General features: G+C 66.8%; 18 protein-coding genes. All 18 read right to left on the bottom strand.

The genetic code is table 11. The features are described from left to right. Nucleotides 1–83 precede the first annotated feature (83 nt). The 18 genes from tilS to rpsB all read right to left on the bottom strand — a co-directional run bounded on the left by tilS (nt 84) and on the right by rpsB (nt 20,558). The gene (gene tilS / locus ACLD0W_RS10190) at nt 84–1,418 is read right to left on the bottom strand and encodes a tRNA lysidine(34) synthetase TilS (protein ID WP_410307370.1); all 1,335 of its coding nucleotides are present in this window, start codon (nt 1,416–1,418) and stop codon (nt 84–86) included. Nucleotides 1,419–1,436: 18 nt separating this feature from the next. After that, the gene (gene accA / locus ACLD0W_RS10185; protein ID WP_410307369.1) at nt 1,437–2,408 is read right to left on the bottom strand and encodes an acetyl-CoA carboxylase carboxyl transferase subunit alpha; all 972 of its coding nucleotides are present in this window, start codon (nt 2,406–2,408) and stop codon (nt 1,437–1,439) included. A gap of 114 nt (nt 2,409–2,522) precedes the next feature. Next, nucleotides 2,523–6,065, bottom strand: coding sequence for a DNA polymerase III subunit alpha (gene dnaE, locus ACLD0W_RS10180; protein ID WP_410307368.1), 3,543 nt, complete (start codon nt 6,063–6,065; stop codon nt 2,523–2,525). After that, entirely contained in the window at nt 6,058–6,738 is a 681-nt protein-coding gene (gene rnhB / locus ACLD0W_RS10175; RefSeq protein ID WP_410307367.1) for a ribonuclease HII, read from the bottom strand. The genes dnaE and rnhB overlap by 8 nt, the downstream gene beginning before the upstream one ends. After that, on the bottom strand, nt 6,735–7,889 hold the full coding sequence (gene lpxB / locus ACLD0W_RS10170) for a lipid-A-disaccharide synthase (protein WP_410307366.1): 1,155 nt from the start codon (nt 7,887–7,889) through the stop codon (nt 6,735–6,737). The genes rnhB and lpxB overlap by 4 nt, the downstream gene beginning before the upstream one ends. 10 nt (nt 7,890–7,899) lie before the next feature. After that, nucleotides 7,900–8,670: an acyl-ACP--UDP-N-acetylglucosamine O-acyltransferase gene (gene lpxA, locus ACLD0W_RS10165; RefSeq protein ID WP_410307365.1), complete on the bottom strand. Its 771-nt coding sequence runs from the start codon at nt 8,668–8,670 to the stop codon at nt 7,900–7,902. A gap of 94 nt (nt 8,671–8,764) precedes the next feature. Then, a complete protein-coding gene (fabZ, locus tag ACLD0W_RS10160; protein ID WP_410307364.1) occupies nt 8,765–9,202 on the bottom strand; it encodes a 3-hydroxyacyl-ACP dehydratase FabZ in 438 nt (145 codons plus the stop codon). 38 nt (nt 9,203–9,240) lie between these two features. After that, on the bottom strand, nt 9,241–10,257 hold the full coding sequence (gene lpxD, locus ACLD0W_RS10155) for a UDP-3-O-(3-hydroxymyristoyl)glucosamine N-acyltransferase (protein WP_410307363.1): 1,017 nt from the start codon (nt 10,255–10,257) through the stop codon (nt 9,241–9,243). Nucleotides 10,258–10,261: 4 nt separating this feature from the next. Then, the gene (locus tag ACLD0W_RS10150) at nt 10,262–10,756 is read right to left on the bottom strand and encodes an OmpH family outer membrane protein (protein WP_410307362.1); all 495 of its coding nucleotides are present in this window, start codon (nt 10,754–10,756) and stop codon (nt 10,262–10,264) included. A 9-nt stretch (nt 10,757–10,765) separates the two neighbouring features. Continuing rightward, entirely contained in the window at nt 10,766–13,138 is a 2,373-nt protein-coding gene (bamA, locus tag ACLD0W_RS10145; protein ID WP_410307361.1) for an outer membrane protein assembly factor BamA, read from the bottom strand. Next, nucleotides 13,135–14,448: an RIP metalloprotease RseP gene (gene rseP, locus ACLD0W_RS10140; RefSeq protein ID WP_410307360.1), complete on the bottom strand. Its 1,314-nt coding sequence runs from the start codon at nt 14,446–14,448 to the stop codon at nt 13,135–13,137. Before rseP ends, bamA begins: the two co-directional genes overlap by 4 nt. Beyond that, nucleotides 14,442–15,653, bottom strand: a complete 1,212-nt coding sequence (gene ispC, locus ACLD0W_RS10135) for a 1-deoxy-D-xylulose-5-phosphate reductoisomerase (RefSeq protein ID WP_410307483.1) — start codon at nt 15,651–15,653, stop codon at nt 14,442–14,444. The genes rseP and ispC overlap by 7 nt, the downstream gene beginning before the upstream one ends. Before the next feature lie 17 nt (nt 15,654–15,670). Beyond that, nucleotides 15,671–16,495, bottom strand: coding sequence for a phosphatidate cytidylyltransferase (locus ACLD0W_RS10130; RefSeq protein ID WP_410307359.1), 825 nt, complete (start codon nt 16,493–16,495; stop codon nt 15,671–15,673). Continuing rightward, nucleotides 16,489–17,274, bottom strand: a complete 786-nt coding sequence (uppS, locus tag ACLD0W_RS10125) for a polyprenyl diphosphate synthase (RefSeq protein WP_410307358.1) — start codon at nt 17,272–17,274, stop codon at nt 16,489–16,491. Before uppS ends, ACLD0W_RS10130 begins: the two co-directional genes overlap by 7 nt. An 89-nt stretch (nt 17,275–17,363) precedes the next feature. After that, nucleotides 17,364–17,921 (bottom strand): ribosome recycling factor, encoded by a 558-nt coding sequence (frr, locus tag ACLD0W_RS10120; RefSeq protein WP_410307357.1) that lies wholly within the window; start codon nt 17,919–17,921, stop codon nt 17,364–17,366. Between the two features lie 2 nt (nt 17,922–17,923). Beyond that, nucleotides 17,924–18,667: a UMP kinase gene (gene pyrH / locus ACLD0W_RS10115; protein WP_410307356.1), complete on the bottom strand. Its 744-nt coding sequence runs from the start codon at nt 18,665–18,667 to the stop codon at nt 17,924–17,926. Between the two features lie 189 nt (nt 18,668–18,856). Then, entirely contained in the window at nt 18,857–19,735 is an 879-nt protein-coding gene (tsf, locus tag ACLD0W_RS10110) for a translation elongation factor Ts (protein ID WP_410307355.1), read from the bottom strand. 64 nt (nt 19,736–19,799) lie between these two features. After that, nucleotides 19,800–20,558, bottom strand: a complete 759-nt coding sequence (gene rpsB, locus ACLD0W_RS10105) for a 30S ribosomal protein S2 (RefSeq protein ID WP_410307354.1) — start codon at nt 20,556–20,558, stop codon at nt 19,800–19,802. Between the last annotated feature and the right edge of the window lie 177 nt (nt 20,559–20,735).

Below are 20,735 nucleotides of genomic sequence, written 5' to 3'. Positions count from 1 at the left end.
AGAAATGGTAACAGAACGGGTTCGCCCAGGGAACCGGAATGATGGCCTGGAGGTGTAAAAGGTACGCCGGAGCGAGCGCGGCTTCAGTCGCGATCCGGGTTCGCCACCAACGCCCAGGTCTCCAACGCCCGCCCGCGCCAGGCGTCCGCCACGCCCACCCCGGGCACGCACCGCAGCGCCTCGCCTTCGTAGACCAGCGGCCACTGGGCGCGCCGCCAGGGCGGCACCCCGGCGGCGCGCCACAGTTCCGCCACCCGCTGGTGGCAGCCGTTGCGGTGCAGGCGCTCGCCACCGGCGGCCGGTGCCAGCCGCAGGGGGCCGGCGTCCCGTGGCCGCCAGACCGTGGGGCGGGCGCCCGTTTCGCCGGCGGCGCACTCCCCATCCGGCGCCGGCACCAGCCGCCAGGCACCGAACGTCAGGGGACCGCTGCCCGGTGGCCAGGGCCGCTCGCCGTGCAGCGGCGTCAGATCCGCCTGTTCCAGCAGATACAGCTGGCCGGCGAAGCGGCGCAGTTGCCAGCCCCCCCATGCCACCCGGGCGGCCCGGTCCGCCGGCGCCGCCAGCAACGTCTCGATCTGGGCCAGCAGGGCCTGGCCGGGGGTGCCGGCGCCGGCCCGCGTCAGCCACCAGCGCAGCAGATTGCGCCGGCGGGGGCCGCTCAGGGCGGTCACGGTCAGGGGCAGCCGGTCCGGCTCCGCGCCCAGGGCGGCGGCGTCCTCGGCGGCGCGCTCGGCGAGCAGGTCGGCGGCCTCCGCCTGATGGCCCGCGGCCACCGCCAGGCGCCGGGCCGCCGCCGGCCAGCGGGCGGTCAGCGCCGGCAGCACGGTGCCACGCAGATAATTACGGTCGAGACTCTGATCCTGGTTGCTGGGGTCTTCCAGCCAGGGCCAACCGCCCTGCTCCGCCAGCGCCGCCAACCGCTGGCGGGATACCGACAGCAGCGGGCGCCACAGCGGCACGCCGTGCCAGTCGCCGTGTTCACGGATGGCCGCCAGGCCGGCCACACCGGCGCCGCGCAGCAGCCGCAGCAACAGCGTCTCGGCCTGGTCGTCCCGATGATGGGCGGTGATCAGGGTGGCGCCCCGGGCGCGGGCCGCGAGGGCCCGGTAGCGAGCCTCCCGGGCAGCGGCTTCCAGGCCACCGGTGCTGGCCACGGTGACCCGTTCGGTTTCAAAGGCCAGGCCCAGGGCGGCGGCCTGGCGGCGGCAGTGCCCGGCCCAGGCGGCGCTGTCCGGGTGCAGGCCATGGTCCACATGGGCCACGGTCAGGCGCGGGCCGAGGCCGGCGCCGGCCAGCGCATGCAACAGAACGGTGGAATCCAGGCCGCCGCTGAAGGCCAGCCACAGCGGCCCGGGCGGGGCGCGCCGGGCCAGGTCGGTGGTCAGTGTATCCAGGGAAATATCGCGGCGCGGGGCCATGGTCGGGTCGGTCGGGGACTAGTCGTCCACCGATTCACTGGTCACGTTGCCGTAGCTCATCAGACGCTGGTAGCGGCGTTCGACCAGATCTTCCACGGACAGCTCCGACAGGCCGGCGAGCTGTTCCACCAGGGCCCGGCGCACCGAATCGGCGGCCTGGTCGTAGTCCCGATGGGCGCCGCCCAGGGGTTCCTTGATGACCTGATCGACGATGCCCAGCTCGTGCAGACGACCGGCGTCCACGCCCATCGCCTCGGCGGCTTCCGGCGCCTTGTCGGCGCTGCGCCACAGGATCGAGGCGCAGCCTTCCGGGGAGATCACCGAATAGGTGGAGTATTCCAGCATCTGCAGATGGTCGCATACACCGATGGCCAGGGCGCCGCCGGAGCCGCCCTCGCCGATCACGGTGGCCACGATCGGCACCTTCAACTGGGACATCACGCGCAGGTTGCGGGCGATGGCCTCGGACTGGCCGCGCTCCTCGGCGTCGATACCGGGGAAAGCCCCGGGAGTATCAATAAAGGTGAGCACCGGCATCTTGAAGCGCTCGGCCATCTCCATCAGACGCAGGGCCTTGCGGTAGCCTTCCGGCTTGGGCATGCCGAAGTTGCGGCGCACCTTCTCTTTCACTTCGCGGCCCTTCTGGTGACCGATCACCATCACCGGACGATCGTCCAGGCGGGTAACACCGCCGACGATGGCCGGGTCGTCCGCGAAGCTGCGGTCACCGTGCAGTTCGTCGAAGCCGCCGAACAGGCGCTGCACGTAATCCAGGGTGTAGGGCCGTTTCGGATGCCGCGACAACTGGGAGATCTGCCAGGCGCTGAGATTACCGAAGATGTTTTCGGTAAGCGTGATGCTCTTCTCCTGGAGTTTGCTGATCTCCTCGGAGATGTTGACCTCGCTGCCGCTGCCCACCAGCCGCAGTTCCTCGATTTTCGCTTCCAGATCGGCGATGGGTTGTTCAAATTCGAGGAAGTTCGGATTCATGTGCTACCCCTTTCCATAGTGCGGACAAGTGTAGCCGCAAGCGCCGGACAGCGTCGAGGGACGCTGTCGCTTCTTAGGTTGCAAGTTGTTACCGGCGGCCCGCTTTTCCGCCGATCAGTATTCCAGCGTCACCGCTTCATCGCCATAACGTCCGCGCAGGTCGTCCACCAGGGACTCGTGGGGAATCACCCGCCAGTCCTCGCCCAGGAACAGGGCCGCGTCCGCTTCCCGGTGGCTCAGGTCCAGCAGCACCGCCAGCCCGCCGCCCTGGCCGTTGGCCCGGTACGGCGCCAGCGTGCGGTTGAGGGTGGCCGGCAGGCTGTCGTCCACCGGCACCTTGACCCGCAGCCGGCGACCGAAGGTGGCGCGCGCCTCGCGCATGTCCATCACTTCGTCGGCCACCAGATTGAAGCCGCCGGTGTAGTCGTCCATGCGCACGCCGCCACGCACCACCAGCAGGGCGTCCTTCTGCACCCGCTCGCCGTACTGGGCGAAGGTCTTGCCGAACACCGACACCTCCAGGCGCCCGGTTTTATCGTCCAGGGTGACGAACGCCATGCGCTCGCCGCTGCGTTTGCTGCGGGTGATGCGCAACGCCACCACCAGGCCGGCCACCGTGGCCGCCTCGCCCTTGCCGGTGGGCTGCAGCGCGTTGAGGCGGTTGCTGACGAACTGGCGCACCTCGGTCTCGAACTGGTCGATGGGGTGGCCGGTGAGAAACAGTCCCAGGGTGTCGCGCTCGCCGTTGAGGCGGATCTCGTCGTTCCAGTCCCGGGCCGGCTTCCAGGCCACCTCGGTGGTGGCGCTGTGGTCGTCGTCGCCGCCACCGAACAGGTCCATCATGCCGGCGGCCTGGTTGCGGGCGTCCTGCTCGGCGGCGGCGATGGCGTCCGGCAGGGTGGCCATCAGCACGGCGCGGTCGTTGAAGTGCTGATTCGGCCCCAGCTTGTCCAGGGCGCCGGCGCGCACCAGCGCCTCCAGGGAGCGCTTGTTGATCTTCTTCAGATCGATGCGGCGGCAGAAATCGAACAGGTCCTCGAAGGCACGCCCGGTGTCGCCCTCCTCGCCGCTGGCGCCCCGAGCGCTGACGATGGCCTCGATGGGGCCTTCACCAAGGCCCTTGATGGCGCCCAGGCCGTAGACGATGTCGCCCTCCGGGTTCACCGTGAAGCGGTAGCCGCAGGAGTTCACGTCCGGCGGCAACACCTTGAGGCCCATGGACTTGGCCTCGTCGATGAAGGTCACCACCTTGTCGGTGTTCTGCATATCCGCGGAGATCACCGCGGCCATGAATTCCGCCGGGTAATGGGCCTTCAGCCAGGCGGTCTGGTAGGCCACCAGGGCGTAGGCGGCGGAGTGGGATTTGTTGAAGCCGTAGCCGGCGAATTTCTCCACCAGGTCGAAGATCTTCATCGCCAGGTCCGGGTCGATGCCCTTGTCCTTGGCGCCGGATTCGAAGATCTCCCGCTGCTTGGCCATCTCCTCGGGCTTCTTCTTGCCCATGGCGCGGCGCAGCATGTCGGCGCCGCCCAGGGTGTAGCCGGCCAGCACCTGGGCGATCTGCATCACCTGTTCCTGGTACAGGATCACCCCGTAGGTGGGCTTGAGGATCGGCTCCAGCCATTCGTGCTGGTACTGCGGGTCCGGGTAGGCGAGCGGCTCGCGGCCGTGTTTCCGGTTGATGAAGTTGTCCACCATGCCGGATTCCAGCGGCCCCGGCCGGTACAGCGCCACCAATGCGATGATGTCCTCGAACACGTCGGGCTTGAGCTTCTTGATCAGCTCCTTCATGCCCTGGCTTTCCAGCTGGAACACCGCGGTGGTGTCGCCCTTCTTGAGCAGATCGAAGCTGGGCTTGTCCTCCAGCGGAATGCGCTCGATCTCCAGGGGACCCTCGCCTTCCCGCTCGCGGCGCACGTTGGCGGCCTTCACCGCCCAGTCGATGATGGTCAGGGTCTTCAGACCGAGGAAGTCGAACTTGACCAGGCCGGCGGCCTCCACGTCGTCCTTGTCGTACTGGGTGACCAGGTTGTCGCCTTCCTCGTCGCAGTGCAGCGGCGCGAAGTCGGTGAGCTTGCCGGGCGCGATCACCACGCCGCCGGCGTGCTTGCCCACGTTGCGGGTCAGGCCCTCCAGCTTGAAGGCCATCTCCATGATCTCGTTGACCGCTTCCTTGTCCGGGTTGCCGTCGTCTTCCAGGAATTCGCGCAGGTTGTCTTCCTGCTCCAGGGCCTTGGCCAGGGTCATGCCCGGGGTGCCGGGAATCATTTTGGAAAGGCGGTCGGCCATGCCGTAGGGCTTGCCCTGCACCCGCGCCACATCGCGCACCACCGCCTTGGCGGCCATGGTGCCGAAGGTGATGATCTGGCTCACCGCGTCGCGGCCGTACTTGTCGGCCACGTAGTTGATCACCCGGTCGCGCTTCTCCATGCAGAAGTCCACGTCGAAGTCGGGCATGGATACCCGTTCCGGGTTCAGGAACCGTTCGAACAGCAGGTCGTATTCAATCGGGTCCAGGTCGGTGATGCCCAGGGCATAGGCCACCAGGGAGCCGGCGCCGGAGCCCCGGCCCGGGCCCACCGGCACTTCGTGCTGCTTACCCCACTGGATAAAGTCCGCCACGATCAGGAAGTAACCGGGGAAACCCATCTGATTGATGATGTCGAGTTCGAACTGCAGGCGCTGGTCGTAGGGCTGGCGTTTGGCGTCGTAGTCCGGGTCGGCGCGGTCCAGCAGCACCGCCAGGCGCTCCTCCAGGCCCTCCCGGGAGACCTTGCCGAAATATTCCTCGATGGTCAGCCCCTCGGGGATCGGGAACTCTGGCAGGAAGTTTTCGCCGAGGCGGATGTCCAGGGTGCAGCGGCGGGCGATCTCCACGCTGTTTTCCAGCGCTTCGGGAAGATCGGAAAACAGCGCCGCCATTTCCTCCTCGCTTTTCAGGTACTGCTGCTCGGAGTACTTGCGCGGGCGGCGCGGGTCGTCCAGGGCGTTGCCGTCGTGGATGCAGACCCGCGCCTCGTGGGCCTCGAAGTCCTCCGGACGGATAAAGCGCACGTCGTTGGTGGCCACCACCGGCAGCCCCAGCTCCGCGGCCAGCGCCACGCTGGCGTGCAGACAATCCTCGTCGCCGGGCCGCTCGGTGCGCTGCACCTCCAGGTAAAAACGGTCGCCGAACACGCGCTGGTAGTCCGCCGCCCGCTCCCGGGCCTGGTCGGTCTTGCCGGACAGCAGCCACCGCCCCACATCGCCGACCCGGGCGCCGGACAGCAAAATCAGCCCCTCGTTGAGTTCCAGCAGCCATTCCCGGCGGATCAGGGCCCGCCCCCGGTGCTGGTTGCTCTGCCAGGCGCGGCTGATCAGCAGGGTCAGGTTGCGGTAGCCCTCTTCGTTCTGCACCAGGCAGCACAGATAGGACGGCTCGTCCTCCGGGTCGTCGGCCTGCACCCACAGGTCCGCGCCCATGATCGGCTTGAGGCCCGCGTTCATGGCACCGGAGTAGAACTTGATCAGGGCGAACAGGTTGTTTTCATCGGTGACCGCCACCGCCGGCATGCGCTGGGCGCCGCAGGCCTTGATCAGCTCCTTGACGCGCACCACGCCGTCCACCAGGGAGTAATCGGTGTGTACGCGCAGATGGACGAAGCGGGGTTCAGTCAAAGCCGGGCTCCCGGGCTGTGGGGTGAATGACGTCGAAGCAGGCCGCCACCGGCGCGAACGAGCGCCGGTGTTCGGCCAACGGGCCGTGCTCGCGCAGCGCCGACAGGTGCTGGGCGGTCGGATAACCCTTGTGGCGGTCGAAACCGTACAGCGGGTAGCGCCGGTGCAGCGCCACCATTTCCGCGTCGCGGGCCACCTTGGCCAGGATCGAGGCGGCGGCGATGGCCGGCACCCGGCCGTCACCCTTGACCACCGCCTCCGCCGGGCAGGCGAACACCGGACTGCGGTTGCCGTCCACCAGCACCGCGTCCACCCGGGTGGCCAGGGCCTCCACCGCGCGCACCATGGCCAGATGGGTGGCGTGGTAGATGTTCAGTTCATCGATCTCGTGGTGCTCGGCGCGGCCCAGGGCCCAGCCCAGGGCGCGCTCGCGGATCGCCACCGCCAGCCGCTCACGGCGGGCCGGCGTGAGCTTCTTGGAATCCGCCAGGCCATCGATGGGCCGCGCCGGGTCCAGCACCACGGCGGCGGTGACCACCGCGCCCACCAGCGGCCCGCGACCCACCTCGTCGACGCCGGCCAGTTGCATGCCGGCGCGCCAGGCGAAGGCACTGGGCCGGTACGGCTCGGGCAGCTCGTATTCGGCGAACGGGTCGGCGAAGGCGCGGCTCATCGGGGCATTTCCTCCAGCAGCGCCGCCACCGCCGTGGCGGCCTTTTCGCTGGCGCCGCCGCGCAGCTGCTCATGGACCCGGGTGAAATCGTCCTTCAGACGGGCCACCCCGTCCGGATCGTCCAGCCAAACGGCCACGGCGTCCGCCAGGGCGGCGCCGCTCAGATCCTTCTGCACCAGCTCCGGCACCAGGGGCTTGCGGCACAGCAGATTGGGCAAGGCCACATAGTCGCTTTTCACCAGCCGCGACACAATGGCGAAGGTCACGGCGCCGAGCCGGTAGCCCACCACCATGGGCTTCTTCAGCAGCATCCCTTCCAGGGTGGCGGTGCCGGAGGCCATCATCACCGCGTCGGCGGCGGCCATCACCGTGCGGCCCTGGCCATCCACCACCGTCACCGGCAGGTCGGTGCCGGCCAGGGCGGCGTCGATCTGGGCCCGGCGGGCACCGTTGGCGGCGGGAATCACGAAACGCAGGTCCGGATAACGGTCCCGCAGCCGCACCATGGCGTCGGTGAAATCGGGCATCAACTGTCCCACTTCGCCACCCCGGCTGCCGGGTAGCACGGCGAGAATACGGCCCTCTTCCGCCAGCCCCAGTTCACGGCGCGCCGCCCGGGCGTCCACCTCCAGTTCGATCATGTCCGCCAGCGGGTGGCCGACGAAGGCCACCGGCACGCCGTGCTCTTCGTAGAAGCGGGCCTCGAACGGAAACAGCGTGAGCATCAGGTCCACGTCCCGGCGGATGCCCGTCACCCGGCCCTGGCGCCAGGCCCACACCGACGGGCTCACATAATGCACGGTCTTGAGACCGGCGGCGTGGACCCGTTTGGCCACGCCCAGGGTGAAATCCGGGGAATCGATGGTGATCACCACCGCCGGGCGGCGGGCCAGCAGGTCGTCCACCAGTTGCCGGCGCAGCCGGAACAGCTCCGGCAGATGGCGGATCACCTCGGTGATGCCCATCACAGACAGTTTTTCCATGGGGAACAGGCTGTGCTGGCCGGCGGCGGCCATGCGCTCGCCGCCCACGCCGATAAAGCGGGCGTCCGGCCAGCGCCGGCGCAGTGCCTCGATCAGGCCGGCGCCCAGCAGGTCACCGGAGGTTTCACCGGCGACCAGGGCAATCAGCGGGGATTGACGGGCATCCATGGCGGATACCTTAGCGGGTGATGCCGCGCTCCGAGGCGCGCAGGGAATCCAGGAACAGGGCCAGCGGCGGACAGCCGTCCTGCTGAGGTTCCAGCTCGGCGATGGCCTGCTCCAGGGTCAGACCACGGCGGTAGACGGTCTTATAGGCGCGCCGCAGGGTGGCGATCACGTCCGCGTCCCAGCCACGCCGGCGCATGCCCTCGAAGTTCATGCTGCGCGCGGAGGCGGGATTGCCGCCCACCATCACATAGGCGGGAATGTCCTTGAGCACCAGGCTGCAGCCGGCGGTCATGGCGTAGGAGCCGATGCGGCAGAACTGATGGATGCCGGTCATGCCGCCCAGGATCACGCCATCGCCGATCTTCACGTGGCCGGCGATGCCGGTGGTGTTGGCGAAAATATTGTCGCTGCCGATGCGGCAATCGTGGGCCACGTGCACGGTAGCCATCAGCAGGTTGTTGTTACCCAGGCTGGTGATGCCTTCGTCCTGCACGGTGCCCCGGTGCAGGGTGCAGTGCTCGCGGATCACATTGCCGTCGCCGATTTCCAGGCGCGTGGGTTCACCGCGGTACTTCTTGTCCTGGCATTCCTCGCCCACCGAGGCGAACTGAAAGATGCGGTTGTCGCGGCCGATGGTGGTAGGCCCCTGAATCACCACGTGCGGCCCGATCACGGTGCCCGCGCCGATGGTCACATGGGCGCCGATCACGGAATAGGGGCCGACTTCCACGTCGCTGGCCAGTTCCGCCTTGGGGTCGATAATGGCTGTGGGATGAATCATGGTCGGGGGGTTCCGCCCTGGCGTTGCGAATGGGATGGAAAGGCGAGGAGTATACCCCGGGGCCGCCGCCTCTAGCGACAGCCCCTGGGGCTACTCACACTCGCTGTTCGGCCACCAGCAGGTCACAGGCCGCCACCAGTTTGCCGTCCACTTCCGCGCGGCAGGAAAACTTGGCGATGTTGCGGCGATGGGTGAGCCACTCGGAGTGCAGCGTCAGCCGGTCGCCGGGCACCACCTGGCGCTTGAAGCGTGCCTTGTCGGTGCCCACCAGCAGATAGATGAAACCGTCCGCCGGGCGTTTGTTCTCGGTGACGAACCCGAGGATCCCGGAGGCCTGCGCCAGCGCCTCGATGATCAGCACGCCGGGCATGATCGGTTCCTGGGGGAAGTGCCCGTTGAAGAACGGCTCGTTGATGGAGACGTTCTTGTAAGCCTCGATGCGCTTACCCGGCTCCACGGAGACCACGCGGTCGACCAGCAAAAAGGGATAGCGGTGAGGCAGGTATTCCCTCACCTCATGAATGTCCATCATGTTCTTTATCCAACCAAAGACAGGGAGCGTGCGCGACGCTATTCCCCGGCGTCACGCTCCAGTTTACGCACCCGACGGTGCAGTTCGTCCAGATGCCGGAATCGGGCAACGTTACGACGATAGCGGTCCTGCTTGTCCACCGGAAGCGCGGAACCGTAGGTGCCCGGCTCGGTGATCGAACGGGAGACCAGGGACATGCCCAGAATCTGAACCCGGTCGCAGATTTCCAGATGACCGGAGAGGCCGGCGGCGCCGCCGATCATGCATTGGGCGCCGATGCGCGTGCTGCCGGCGATGCCCACCTTGCCGGCGATGGCGGTGTGATCGCCGATCACCACGTTGTGGGCCACCTGGATCTGATTATCCAGAATCACGCCATTGCCGATCACGGTGTCGTCGATGGCGCCCCGGTCCACGGTGGTGCCGGCGCCGATTTCCACGTCAGCGCCGATGCGAACCCCACCCACCTGGGCGATCTTGGTCCAGCCGTCGGCACCGGGCGCGAAGCCGAAGCCGTCGGCACCCAGCACGCAATGGGCGTGTATGATAGAGCGCGGCCCGATGGTGACACCATGGTAAATTGTAACATTTGGCCAGAGATGACAGCCGTCGCCGATCTCACTGCGGGCGCCGATCACCGTATTGGCGCCGATCACCACGCCCTCGCCGATCACCACCTGCGCGTCGATCACCACATTGGGCCCGACGCTGGCGGACGCCGGCACCCGCGCCGACGGATCCACCACCGCCGAGGGGTGCACCCCCGGCGGGGCCACCGGGGCGGTGTCGAAATGCCGGCTGATGCGCGCGTAAGCCATGTACGGATCGGCCACCACCAGGGCCGCCACCGGGCAATGCTCGAGCTGATCGGCGCGCAACAGCACCGCCGCCGCGCCGGTGGTTTCCAGCTGCGAGCGGTAGCGGGGATTGGCGAGAAAGCTGAGCTGGTCGCCGCGGGCGGAGGCCAGGGTACCGAGCCCGGTGACCGTCAGGTCCCCCGGGCCGTGCAGTTCGGCGCCCAGTTCCTCGGCGAGAAAAGCCAGAGTCACCGACATTGGATTACTTCATGCTGTTGAGTTGTTTGGTGACCGCGTCGGTGATGTCCATGTTGGATTGCACGTACACCACCGCCTGGGCGTTCATCACCACATCCAGGTTTTCCCGCTCGGCCACGGTTTCCACCGCCTGCTTGAGCTTGGGTTCCATGACTTCCAGGATTTCCTGCTGGCCCTTGTTCAGCTTGCGCTGGGCGGACTGGCGCAGGTTCTGCAGCTCAATCATTTTCTGCTGACCCTGGGTCTGCAGGTCCTGACGCTCGTCCTCGCTCATGGTCATGCCCTCTTTTTCCAGGCGACCGCGCAGCTTTTCCACGTCGCCGCCGAGGCGGTCGAGGCGGGACTGCTCGTCCTTGAGGGAGGATTCCAGTTTGCCGAAGCGGTCCTGGAATTCATCCGCCTGTTGCAGAGCGCCGATCGGATCGACCACGCCGATCCGTTGTTCGGCGGCGGCCAGGGCGGGAACAATCAGCAAAGCGGCAAGCAATATTTTTTTCATCATTCACTCCTAAAAGGTTTGCCCCAGGGAGAACTGGAACACTTCCGTGTCATCGCCGGCCTGGTCGTTGAGCGGCGTGGCCAGGTTGAAACTCAGCGGACCGATGGCGGTCAGCCAGCTAAGGCCGATACCGGCGGAAGCACGCAGTTCGTGGGTGTCGAACTCGTCGAGCCCGTTGTCGAACTTGGTTTCGAACACATTGCCCGCGTCCACGAACAGGAAGGTGCGCACGCTGCGCGATTCCGCCGCGAACGGGGTCGGGAAGATCAGCTCCAGGCTGGCTTCGGTGAGCAGGTTACCACCGATCGGGTCCGGATCGGGATCGTTGACGCCTTCGTTGACGTAGTACAGCGCCGGTGAGCGCGGCCCCAGGGAACGGGACTCGTAACCGCGCACCGAGCCGATGCCGCCGCCGTAGTAGGCTTCGAAGAACGGCAGCCCCTGGTCGTCACCGTAGCCGTCGCCGTAGCCCACGTTACCGCGGGTGCGCACGGTCCAGTTGTTGGTGATCGGGAAGTATTTTTCCCCTTCCCAACTGGCCTTGTAGAACAGGTAGTCGGAGCCGGGCACCGCCGCTTCCAGCCGGAAGGTGCTGGCCCAGCCGCGGTCGGGCAGGATGCCCCGGTTCAGGGTGCTGGTGCGCAGCGAAGCGTTCAGTTTGAATTCGTTGAACTTCTCCCCTTCCCGCTCCAGGAAGTCATCGATGGCCACGGCGATGTAGTCGCCGCGCTGCACCTTGGTCTGCTCCACGCCAGCGCCGAAGTTCAGCCGGGTGTACTCGGAGATCGGGTAACCGAAGGTCACGTTGCCGCCGGCGCGGTCCGCCGCGTAGGAGGACAGCCGGGTTTCGTCGAAGTCGATCTTCGAATAGAACAGGCTGAAGCCACGGCTCACCCCGTCCAGGGTGTAGTACGGGTTGTAGTGCGAGAAGCTGTAGGAGTCGCGGATGTCACTGCGGCTCAGGGAGAACGATACCCGGTTGCCGTTGCCCCGGAAGTTGTTCTGGCTGATGTTGGCACCGAAGATCACGCCGGAGGCGTCGGAGTAACCCACGTTGGCGCCGATCGACCCGGACGGCTGCTCCTGCACGTCGTAGTTCACGTCCACCAGATCGTCGGCGCCGGGCACCCGGTCGGTGTCCGCTTCCACGGTGGAGAAATAGCCGAGCCGCTGCAGACGTTCGCGGGACAGATCGATCAGCGAGGTGTTGGCCGGGGCGTCCTCGAACTGGCGCAGTTCGCGACGCAGCACTTCGTCCTCGGTCTTGATGTTGCCGCTGAAGCCGATGCGGTTCACGTATACGCGACGGCCCGGGTCCACGTAGAACGTCACGTCCACGGTGTCGCCGTCGCCGGTTTCCTGCTCCACGCCGCGCACCTCGGCGAAGGTGTAGCCCTCGTTGCCGAGACGACGCTTGATCAGGTCACTGGTGTAGGTGACCAGCTGCTGGCTGAACACCTGGCCTTTCTGGATCACCACCAGCGGCTTGAGCTCTTTCTCGTCGACCACCAGGTCGCCGGACAGCTGCACGTCGTTGACGCGGAACTGCTCGCCCTCGGCCACGTTGACGGTGATCAGCACACGCTCCCGGTCCGGGGTCACCGACACCTGGGTCGATTCGATGGAGAAGTTGATGTAGCCCCGGTCCAGGTAGTAGGACCGCAGGCGCTCCAGGTCGCCGGCCAGGCGCTGGCGGGAATACTTGTCGTCGCCCTTGATGAACGACCAGAAGTGGGACGGGCTCAGCTCGAAGCCGTCCAGCAGTTCCTCGTCGCTGAACAGGGTGTTGCCGACGATATTGATGTCGCTGATGCGCGCCGCCTTGCCTTCGTAGATGGTGATCTTCAGGGCCACCCGGTTACGCGGCAGCGGCGTCACCTCGGTTTCGATGTCGGCGCCGTAGCGGCCCTGGGCGATGTACTGCCGCTCCAGCTCGCCGGAGATCGCCTCCAGGGTGGAGCGCTGGAACACCTCGCCCTCGGCCAGGCCGGCCTGGGTCAGACCCTTGCGCAGGTCTTCCTCCTCGATGGACTTGTTGCCCTCCAGCTCGATGCGGGCCACGCTCGGCCGCTCGGCCACCACCACCACCAGGTCGTTGCCGTCACGGCCCAGTTGCACGTTTTCGTAGTTGCCGGTGGCGAACAGGCGTTTGACCGCCTCGCGCACCGCCGCCTGGTCGATGGTGTCACCGGCCTGGATCGGCAGGGCCGCGTAGACCCGCTCCACCGGCAGCCGCTGCAGGCCCTCGACACGGATGTCGCGGACCTTGAACGGCAGGCCGGCCTCGGTCTGGGCCTGGGCCGGAAAGAAGATACAGAAACAGACGATAACCAGGGTGGCGCCCAGCAGGCGTCTCAGGGAGGTATTTGCGGCGAAATTCATGAAAACTGTCGCACCAGGTCGTTATAGATGGCCAACAACATGAAACTGACCACCAGCGTCAGCCCCACGCCCTGCGCGGTGGTCAAAAACCGCTCAGGCAGGCTGCGCCCGCGAATCATTTCAATGATGCCGAAGAGTATCCAGCCACCGTCCAGCATGGGCACGGGCAGCAAATTGATGATCCCGAGCGTGATGCTCAGGTAGGCCAGCAACATCAGGAAGCTGGCAAAACCCACGGCGGCGCTTTCTCCCGCCACCTGGGCAATGGTCACCGGGCCGCCGAGACTGTCCAGCGGCAAGTGACCGGTGAAGAGCTTGACCACGCTGGCCCAGATCACATTGACCTGCTGGCCGAACCGGTCGGCGGCGGCGCCCACCGCCTGGGCCGGCGCATAGGTGTGTTCCACCAGGCCGCCGGGGCCCACGCCCAGTTGGCCCACCGTGGTGCCCTCATAATCCACCGGTTGTGGATATAGGGTCAGGTCCAGCACCCGGCCGTCGCGCAGCACGGTGGCCGGCAGCGCCTGGCCGGCGCTGTTCTGCAGCAGCTCACGCCAGGCGCCCCAGCCTTCCACCGGCTCGCCGTTGGTGGTCAGCACCAGATCGCCGACCCGGACCCCGGAGCGCACCGCCCCGCTGTCCTCGGCGATGCGGCCAATCTGTACCGCCGGGCGCAGCCCCAGCACGGTGAGCGGCGACTGGTCCGGCTCGGCGGACCAGCGGCCCATGTCCAGCGGCCGGGTGGCGATGTCGCCGTCCGCCTCGCGGACCTTCACCGGCACCGGCGCGTCCTCGCCCAGATGCAGTACCAGGGCGCTGATCACGTCCTGCCAGCCTTCCACTTCGCGGCCGTCCACCGCCAGCCAGCGGTCACCGGCCTGGAAACCGGCCTCGGCGGCGGGCGACTGAGCCACCGGCTGGCCGATCACCGCCAGGCTGTCGCGCTGGCCCACGGACATCATCAGCAGCCAGTAGATCAGGAAGGCGAGAATAAAGTTGAACACCGGCCCGGCGGCGTAGGTGATCACCCGCTGCCAGGCCGGTTTGCCGGAAAATTCCTCGTCGTCGCGGGCGTCCGGAGGCAATTCGCCGTCGCGCCGGTCCAGCGGCTTGACGAAGCCACCCAGGGGGATCGCGCTGATCACCCAGTCGGTGCCTTTCTTGTCGGTGAAGCGCGCCAGGCGCGGGCCGAAGCCCACGGAGAAGGTGAGCACGCGCACGCCAAAGGCACGCATGGCCAGAAAGTGGCCCCACTCATGGAACGCCACGATGACCACGATGGTGACGACAAAGGCCAACAGCGTCAGCATGCCCACTCCTTGATCAGGCGCCGGGCCACAACCCGGGCCTCGCTATCCACATTCATGACCGCGTCCACGTCGGCGCAATCCGGGGCCGGCAACGCGGCCAGGGTGTCCTGGACCACCGCCGGAATACCGTTGAAGCCCAGCCGCCGGTCCAGAAACGCGGCCACCGCCTCTTCATTGGCGGCATTGAGCACCGCGGTGGCGGCGCCGCCCGCCTGCATCGCCTGGCGGGCCAGCCCCAGACAGGGGAAGGCGGCGTCGTCCGGCGCCCGGAAATCGAGCCCGGCCAGGGTCCGGAAATCCAGGCCCGGGGCACCGGATTCCAGCCGCTCCGGCCAGGACAGGGCGCAGGCGATCGGCGTGCGCATGTCCGGGGTGCCCATTTGCGCGAGCACCGAACCGTCCAGGTATTCGACCATGGAATGCACCACGCTCTGCGGGTGAATCACCACGTCGATGCGCGCCGGCGGTACGTCGAACAGCCAGCACGCCTCGATGAATTCCAGCCCCTTGTTCATCAGGGTGGCGGAATCCACGGAAATCTTCGGGCCCATGTCCCAGTTGGGGTGACGCACCGCCTGTTCCGGCGTCACCGCTTCCAGTCGCCCCCGATCCCAGCCCAGAAAGGGCCCGCCGGACGCGGTCAACAGCAAACGCCGAACCCCGGGGCCGACGCCCTCGCGGGGCAGGCACTGGAAGATGGCGTTGTGCTCCGAATCCACCGGCAACAGGGTGGCGCCGTGGCGGCGCACCGCGTCCATGAACAAGGCGCCGGTGACCACCAGGGTCTCCTTGTTGGCGAGCAGGATTTTCTTGCCCGCCTCCACCGCCGCCAGGGTCGGCCGCACGCCGGCGGCGCCGACGATGGCGGCCACCACGGTGTGCGCTTCGTCCAGCGCCGCCACCCGGGCCACGCCCTCATGGCCGGCCAGGACCTCGGTGTCTGACCCGGCCTCCCGAAGATGGTTCCGGAGCGTTTCCGCCGCCGCCGGGTCGGCCAGGGCGGCGAAACGCGGGCGCCAGGTCAGGCACTGTTCGGCCAGTTCCCGCCAGCGGTGGCCGGCGGTGAGGCCGATCACCCGATAGCGTTGCGGGTGCCGGGCCAGTACGTCCAGGGTCTGGCGCCCGATGCTGCCGGTGGCGCCGAGAATGGTAACCGCTTCGGGGGCTGTTGTATCCCCGCTCAGGGCAGTCTTGTCCCCGCTCAGGGCTGTTGTATCCCCGCTCAAAGCTGGCCCCCGGGGAGACCGAACCAGTTGAGGCCGGCCAGGGCCACCGGCAGCGCGGCGGTGACGCTGTCGATGCGGTCCAGCATGCCGCCGTGTCCGGGCAGCACCGTGCCGCTGTCCTTGATGCCCCGCTCGCGCTTGACCATGCTTTCAAACAGGTCACCGAGTACCGACGCCAGTACCGTGAGCAACGCCGCCAGCATCAGCGCCGGCAGCCGCGCTTCCAGCCAGCCGGTGTAGAACACCGCGGCCACCACCAGCAGCGCCAGCAGCACGCCGCCGACCAGCCCTTCCACGGTCTTGCCCGGGCTCACCCGGGGCGCCAGCTTGTGGCGGCCCAGGGCGCGGCCGGCGAAATAGGCGCCGGTGTCCGCCGCCCACACCCAGACCAGAATGAACAGCAGCGCCCAGGGGCCGGCCAGCCCCAGGGCGCCGTGGTCCTGCAGCTCCACCACCGCCATCCAGGACGGCACCAGCACCAGCCAGCCCACCGGCACCATCACCGCCGGACGGAACCAGTAGCGGGCGTTGCGCGGGTAGCCCAGTACCGCCGCCAGCGCCAGCAGCCACCACAACGGCAGCAGGGTGAACAGCCAGGCCGGGCGGAACAGCTCGGCGGCGGCCATCAAGACCGCCAGCGACAGGCACCAGAGCAGGCGCCCGGGGGGGCTCAGGCGACCGATCATGCCGGCCCATTCCCAGCCTCCGACCAGGAAAAACGCCCCGGCGACCACGGCGAACGGCAGGCGCTCCAGGCCGAACACGGCGCCCAGCACCACCGGCAGCAGTACCAGGGCGGTGATCACCCGCAATTTCAGCATTCCGCTTCTCCGTCGGCGTCCAGCTGTTCGCCGGAACGGCCGAACCGGCGTTGTCGGCCGGCGTAATCGGCCAGGGCGGCGTCCAGTTCGTCGCCGTCGAAATCCGGCCACAGGGCCGGCGTGAAGTAGAGCTCCGCGTAGGCCGCCTGCCACAGCAGAAAGTTGCTCAGGCGCTGTTCACCGCCGGTGCGGATCAACAGATCCAGCGGCGGCAGGTCGGCGGTGGACACCCGCTGGTCCAGAGCGGCGGTGTCGATGCGGTCCGGGTCCAGCCCGCCGTCGCGCGCTTCCCGGGCCAGGGACGCGGCGGCCTGGGCCAGATCCCATTGGCCGCCGTAATTGACCGCCACCACCACCGTCATGCGGTCGTTGCCGGCGGTACGCGCCTCCGCTTCCGCCATGCCGTCGCGCAGCGCCGGGTCGAAGGCGGAACGGTCGCCGATAAAACGCAACCGCACCCGGTTGTCGTGCAGCTGGTCGACGCGCTGGCCCAGGGCGTTAACGAACAGGCCCATCAGGTGATTGACCTCGTCCTGCGGGCGGCGCCAGTTTTCGGAACTGAAGGCGAACAGGGTGACCACTTCCACGCCGTGGCGGGCGGCGCGACGAATCACCTTCTGCAGGGTGCGTTCGCCGGCACGGTGGCCCTCCGCGCCGGGCAGGCCGCGACGGCGGGCCCAGCGATTATTGCCGTCCATGATGATCGCCACATGGCGGGGCACCGTGCCCTGGTGGCTATCGATATCCGGTGCGGAGGAGTCGGGTTTTTTATCGTCCATAAAAAAGGTCGGGCTGCCGACCAGCGGCATCCCGACGTCACCGTTCGATTGTATTCGGACAACGGCCGGAGGGGCGGGGCCCCGTCCGCTTACACCGTCATCAGCTCCTCTTCCTTGACCTTCAGCATCTTGTCCACTTCAGCCACCATCTTGTCGGTGAGCTGCTGGATCTGTTCCTCGCCGTGGCGGGCCTCGTCCTCGGAGATTTCCTTCTCCTTGAGCAGATCCTTGAAGTCGCCGTTGGCGTCACGGCGGATATTGCGAATCGCCACCTTTGCATGCTCGCCCTCCGCGCGCACGTGCTTCACCAGGCCCTTGCGGGTTTCCTCGGTGAGCGGCGGCAGCGGCAGGCGGATGACCACGCCGGCGGTGGACGGGTTCAGGCCCAGGTCCGAGGTCATGATCGCCCTTTCGATGTCCGGCACCAGGGACTTGTCGAACGGCGTGACCAGCAGGGTACGGCCCTCTTCCACGGAAATGTTGGCCAACTGGTTGAGAGGCGTGTCCGAACCATAGTAGGACACGTGCAAGCCATCCAGCAGACTCGGATGGGCCCGGCCGGTCCGGGTTTTCTTGAGGGCCACGTCCAGCGCTTCCAGGCTTTTTCTCATGCGCGACTGGGCGTCTTTCTGAATATCGTCGATCACCTTTATTCCTCTCTAGCGGCTTCCACCAGGGTGCCTTCACTGCCGCCCAGCATCAGGTTGAGCAGCGCGCCCTGCTTGTTCATGTTGAACACGCGCAACGGCATGTCGTGGTCGCGGCACAGACAGATCGCGGTGAGGTCCATGACGCCGAGCTTGCGGTCGATGACCTCGTCGTAGCTCAGACGCTCGTACTTCTCGGCCTGGGGATTGGTCACCGGATCGTCGTTGTAGACACCATCCACCTTGGTGGCCTTGAGCACCACGTCGGCGCTGATCTCGATGCCGCGCAGGCAGGCGGCGGAGTCCGTGGTGAAGAACGGATTGCCGGTACCGGCGCAGAAAATCACCACCTCGCCGTTCTTGAGATGCCGGTTGGCGTTGCGGTGGTCATAATGCTCCACGATGCCGCTCATGGGAATGGCTGACATCAATCGGGTACGAATGTTGGAGCGCTCCAGGGCGTCGCGCATGGCCAGACCGTTCATCACCGTGGCCAGCATGCCCATGTGATCGCCGGCCACCCGGTCCAGGCCGGCGGTCTGCAGCGCGGCGCCACGGAACAGGTTGCCACCGCCGATCACCAGGCCCACCTGCACACCGATGCCCACCAGTTGGCCGATCTCCAGGGACAGGGTGTCCAGCACCCGGGGGTCGATACCGAACCCCTCTTCACCCGCCAGCGCTTCACCGCTCAACTTCAGCAGAATACGGTTATAGCGCGGCGAGCGCTCCTTGCTCTTGGCCATCTCTTGTTCTCCGCCACTCATGAATACCCGCCGTTTGTCCGACCGCCGGTGATGCTCCGGCGGTTAATGAAACCATTTGGGGTCGCCCGCGCCAAGGGTGCGCCACCGGGTGCCGGGCGACCGGTCGAAAAAAACGCCTTGCTGGTCCTGCCAACAAGGCGTTTTTCGTACTTCAGACACAGAAGGCGCTCAGCCTTTCGCCTGTGCCATTACCTCAGCGGCGAAGTCCACTTCTTCTTTCTCGATGCCCTCGCCCACCACCAGGCGCTCAAAGGCCACCACTTCGGCGCCGGCGTCTTTCACCAGCTTGCCCACGGTGGTGTTGGGATCCTTAACGAACGGCTGATCGTTGAGGCTCACTTCCTTGAGGAACTTGTTGATGCGGCCACCGACCATCTTCTCGACGATCTCGGCGGGCTTGCCTTCCATGTCCGGCTGGGCGCGGATGATTTCACGCTCCTTGTCGAGCACTTCGGCGGGCACTTCGTCGGACTTGACCACCATCGGGCTGACCGCGGCCACGTGCATGGACACGTCCTTGCCCAGCTCGGCGTCGCCACCGGTCAGAGCCACCAGCACGCCGATCTTGCCACCGTGCACGTAGGAACCGACCACACCCTCGGCGCTCAGACGCACGGCGCGACGCACCTGGATGTTCTCACCGATTTTCTGAACCAGCCCCTGACGGGCCTCTTCCACGGTACCGCCACCCTCAACGCTGAGTTCGGCGATCTTGGCGACGTCCACTTCGTCCGCGGCCAGAGCGGCGGCGGCCACCTTGTCGCAGAAGCCCAGGAAGTTGTCATCACGAGCCACGAAGTCGGTTTCGGAATTGATTTCCACCATCACGGCGCGCTTGTTGTCGTCGCTGGTGGCCACGACCACGGCACCCTCGGCGGCGGTACGACCGGCTTTCTTGGCGGCTTTCGCCTGGCCGGACTTGCGCAGATCATCAATGGCCTTCTCGATGTCACCACCGGCTTCGACCAGGGCGTTCTTGCATTCCATCATGCCCAGACCGGTGCGCTCGCGGAGCTCTTTCACCATTGCAGCAGTTACAGCAGCCATGCTTACCTCTTGAAACTTTGAATTCGGGGAATGCGTGGGGCGGGCCGTGGCCCGCCCCGGGTGATCAGCCTTCGGCCTGCTCGTTCTCGGCCTGGGCGTCCTCGACTTCGACGAACTCGCTGTCACCGCCGCCCTGGGTCTGGGCGTACTCGCGGCCTTCCAGGATGGTGTCGGCGGCTGCCTGCACATACAGGTGGATGGCGCGGATGGCGTCGTCGTTGCCCGGGATCACGTAATCGATGTCATCCGGGTTGGAGTTGGTGTCGACCACGGCCACCACCGGGATACCCAGCTTGCGGGCTTCCTGAACGGCGATGTCTTCATGGTCCACGTCCACCACGAACAGCGCGTCCGGCAGGCCGCCCATGTCCTTGATGCCGCCGATGGAGCGTTCCAGCTTCTCCATCTCACGGTGACGCATCAGCGCTTCTTTCTTGGTCAGCTTGTTGAGGGTGCCGTCCTGCTCCTGGGCTTCCAGGTCGCGATAGCGCTTGATGGACTGACGGATGGTCTTCCAGTTGGTCAGCATGCCGCCCAGCCAACGGTGATCCACGTACGGCATGCCGCAGCGCTGGGCTTCCTCGCGGACCGCCTTCTGCGCGGCGCGTTTGGTGCCGACGAACAGGATCTTGTTGTTGCTGGCCGCCAGCTTGTTCAGGAACGCCATGGCGTCGTTGAACAGCGGCAGGGTGCTTTCCAGATTGATGATGTGAATCTTGTTGCGTGCGCCGAAGATGTAAGGCTTCATCTTCGGATTCCAGTAACGGGTCTGGTGGCCGAAGTGCACGCCTGCCTTCAGCATATCGCGCATGGTTACGCTCATTAGGTTATCTCCTGGGTTAGGCCTCCACGCCCCCCATGACTCAACCCCCTTCCCGAAGGAGCGTCCCGAAGGACGCTGGGGCACCCAGAGCCATGTGCCGGAGCGTGTGTGTGATTTCCCTTCGCCGACACCCAGCGGGTACAATGGCGCACCGTTTGGCGGCGCCCTGGCCGCCGG

Source organism: Alloalcanivorax sp. C16-1, assembly GCF_046507805.1.
GTDB lineage: Bacteria > Pseudomonadota > Gammaproteobacteria > Pseudomonadales > Alcanivoracaceae > Alloalcanivorax.
This window is presented reverse-complemented; position numbering and strand designations above follow the sequence as displayed.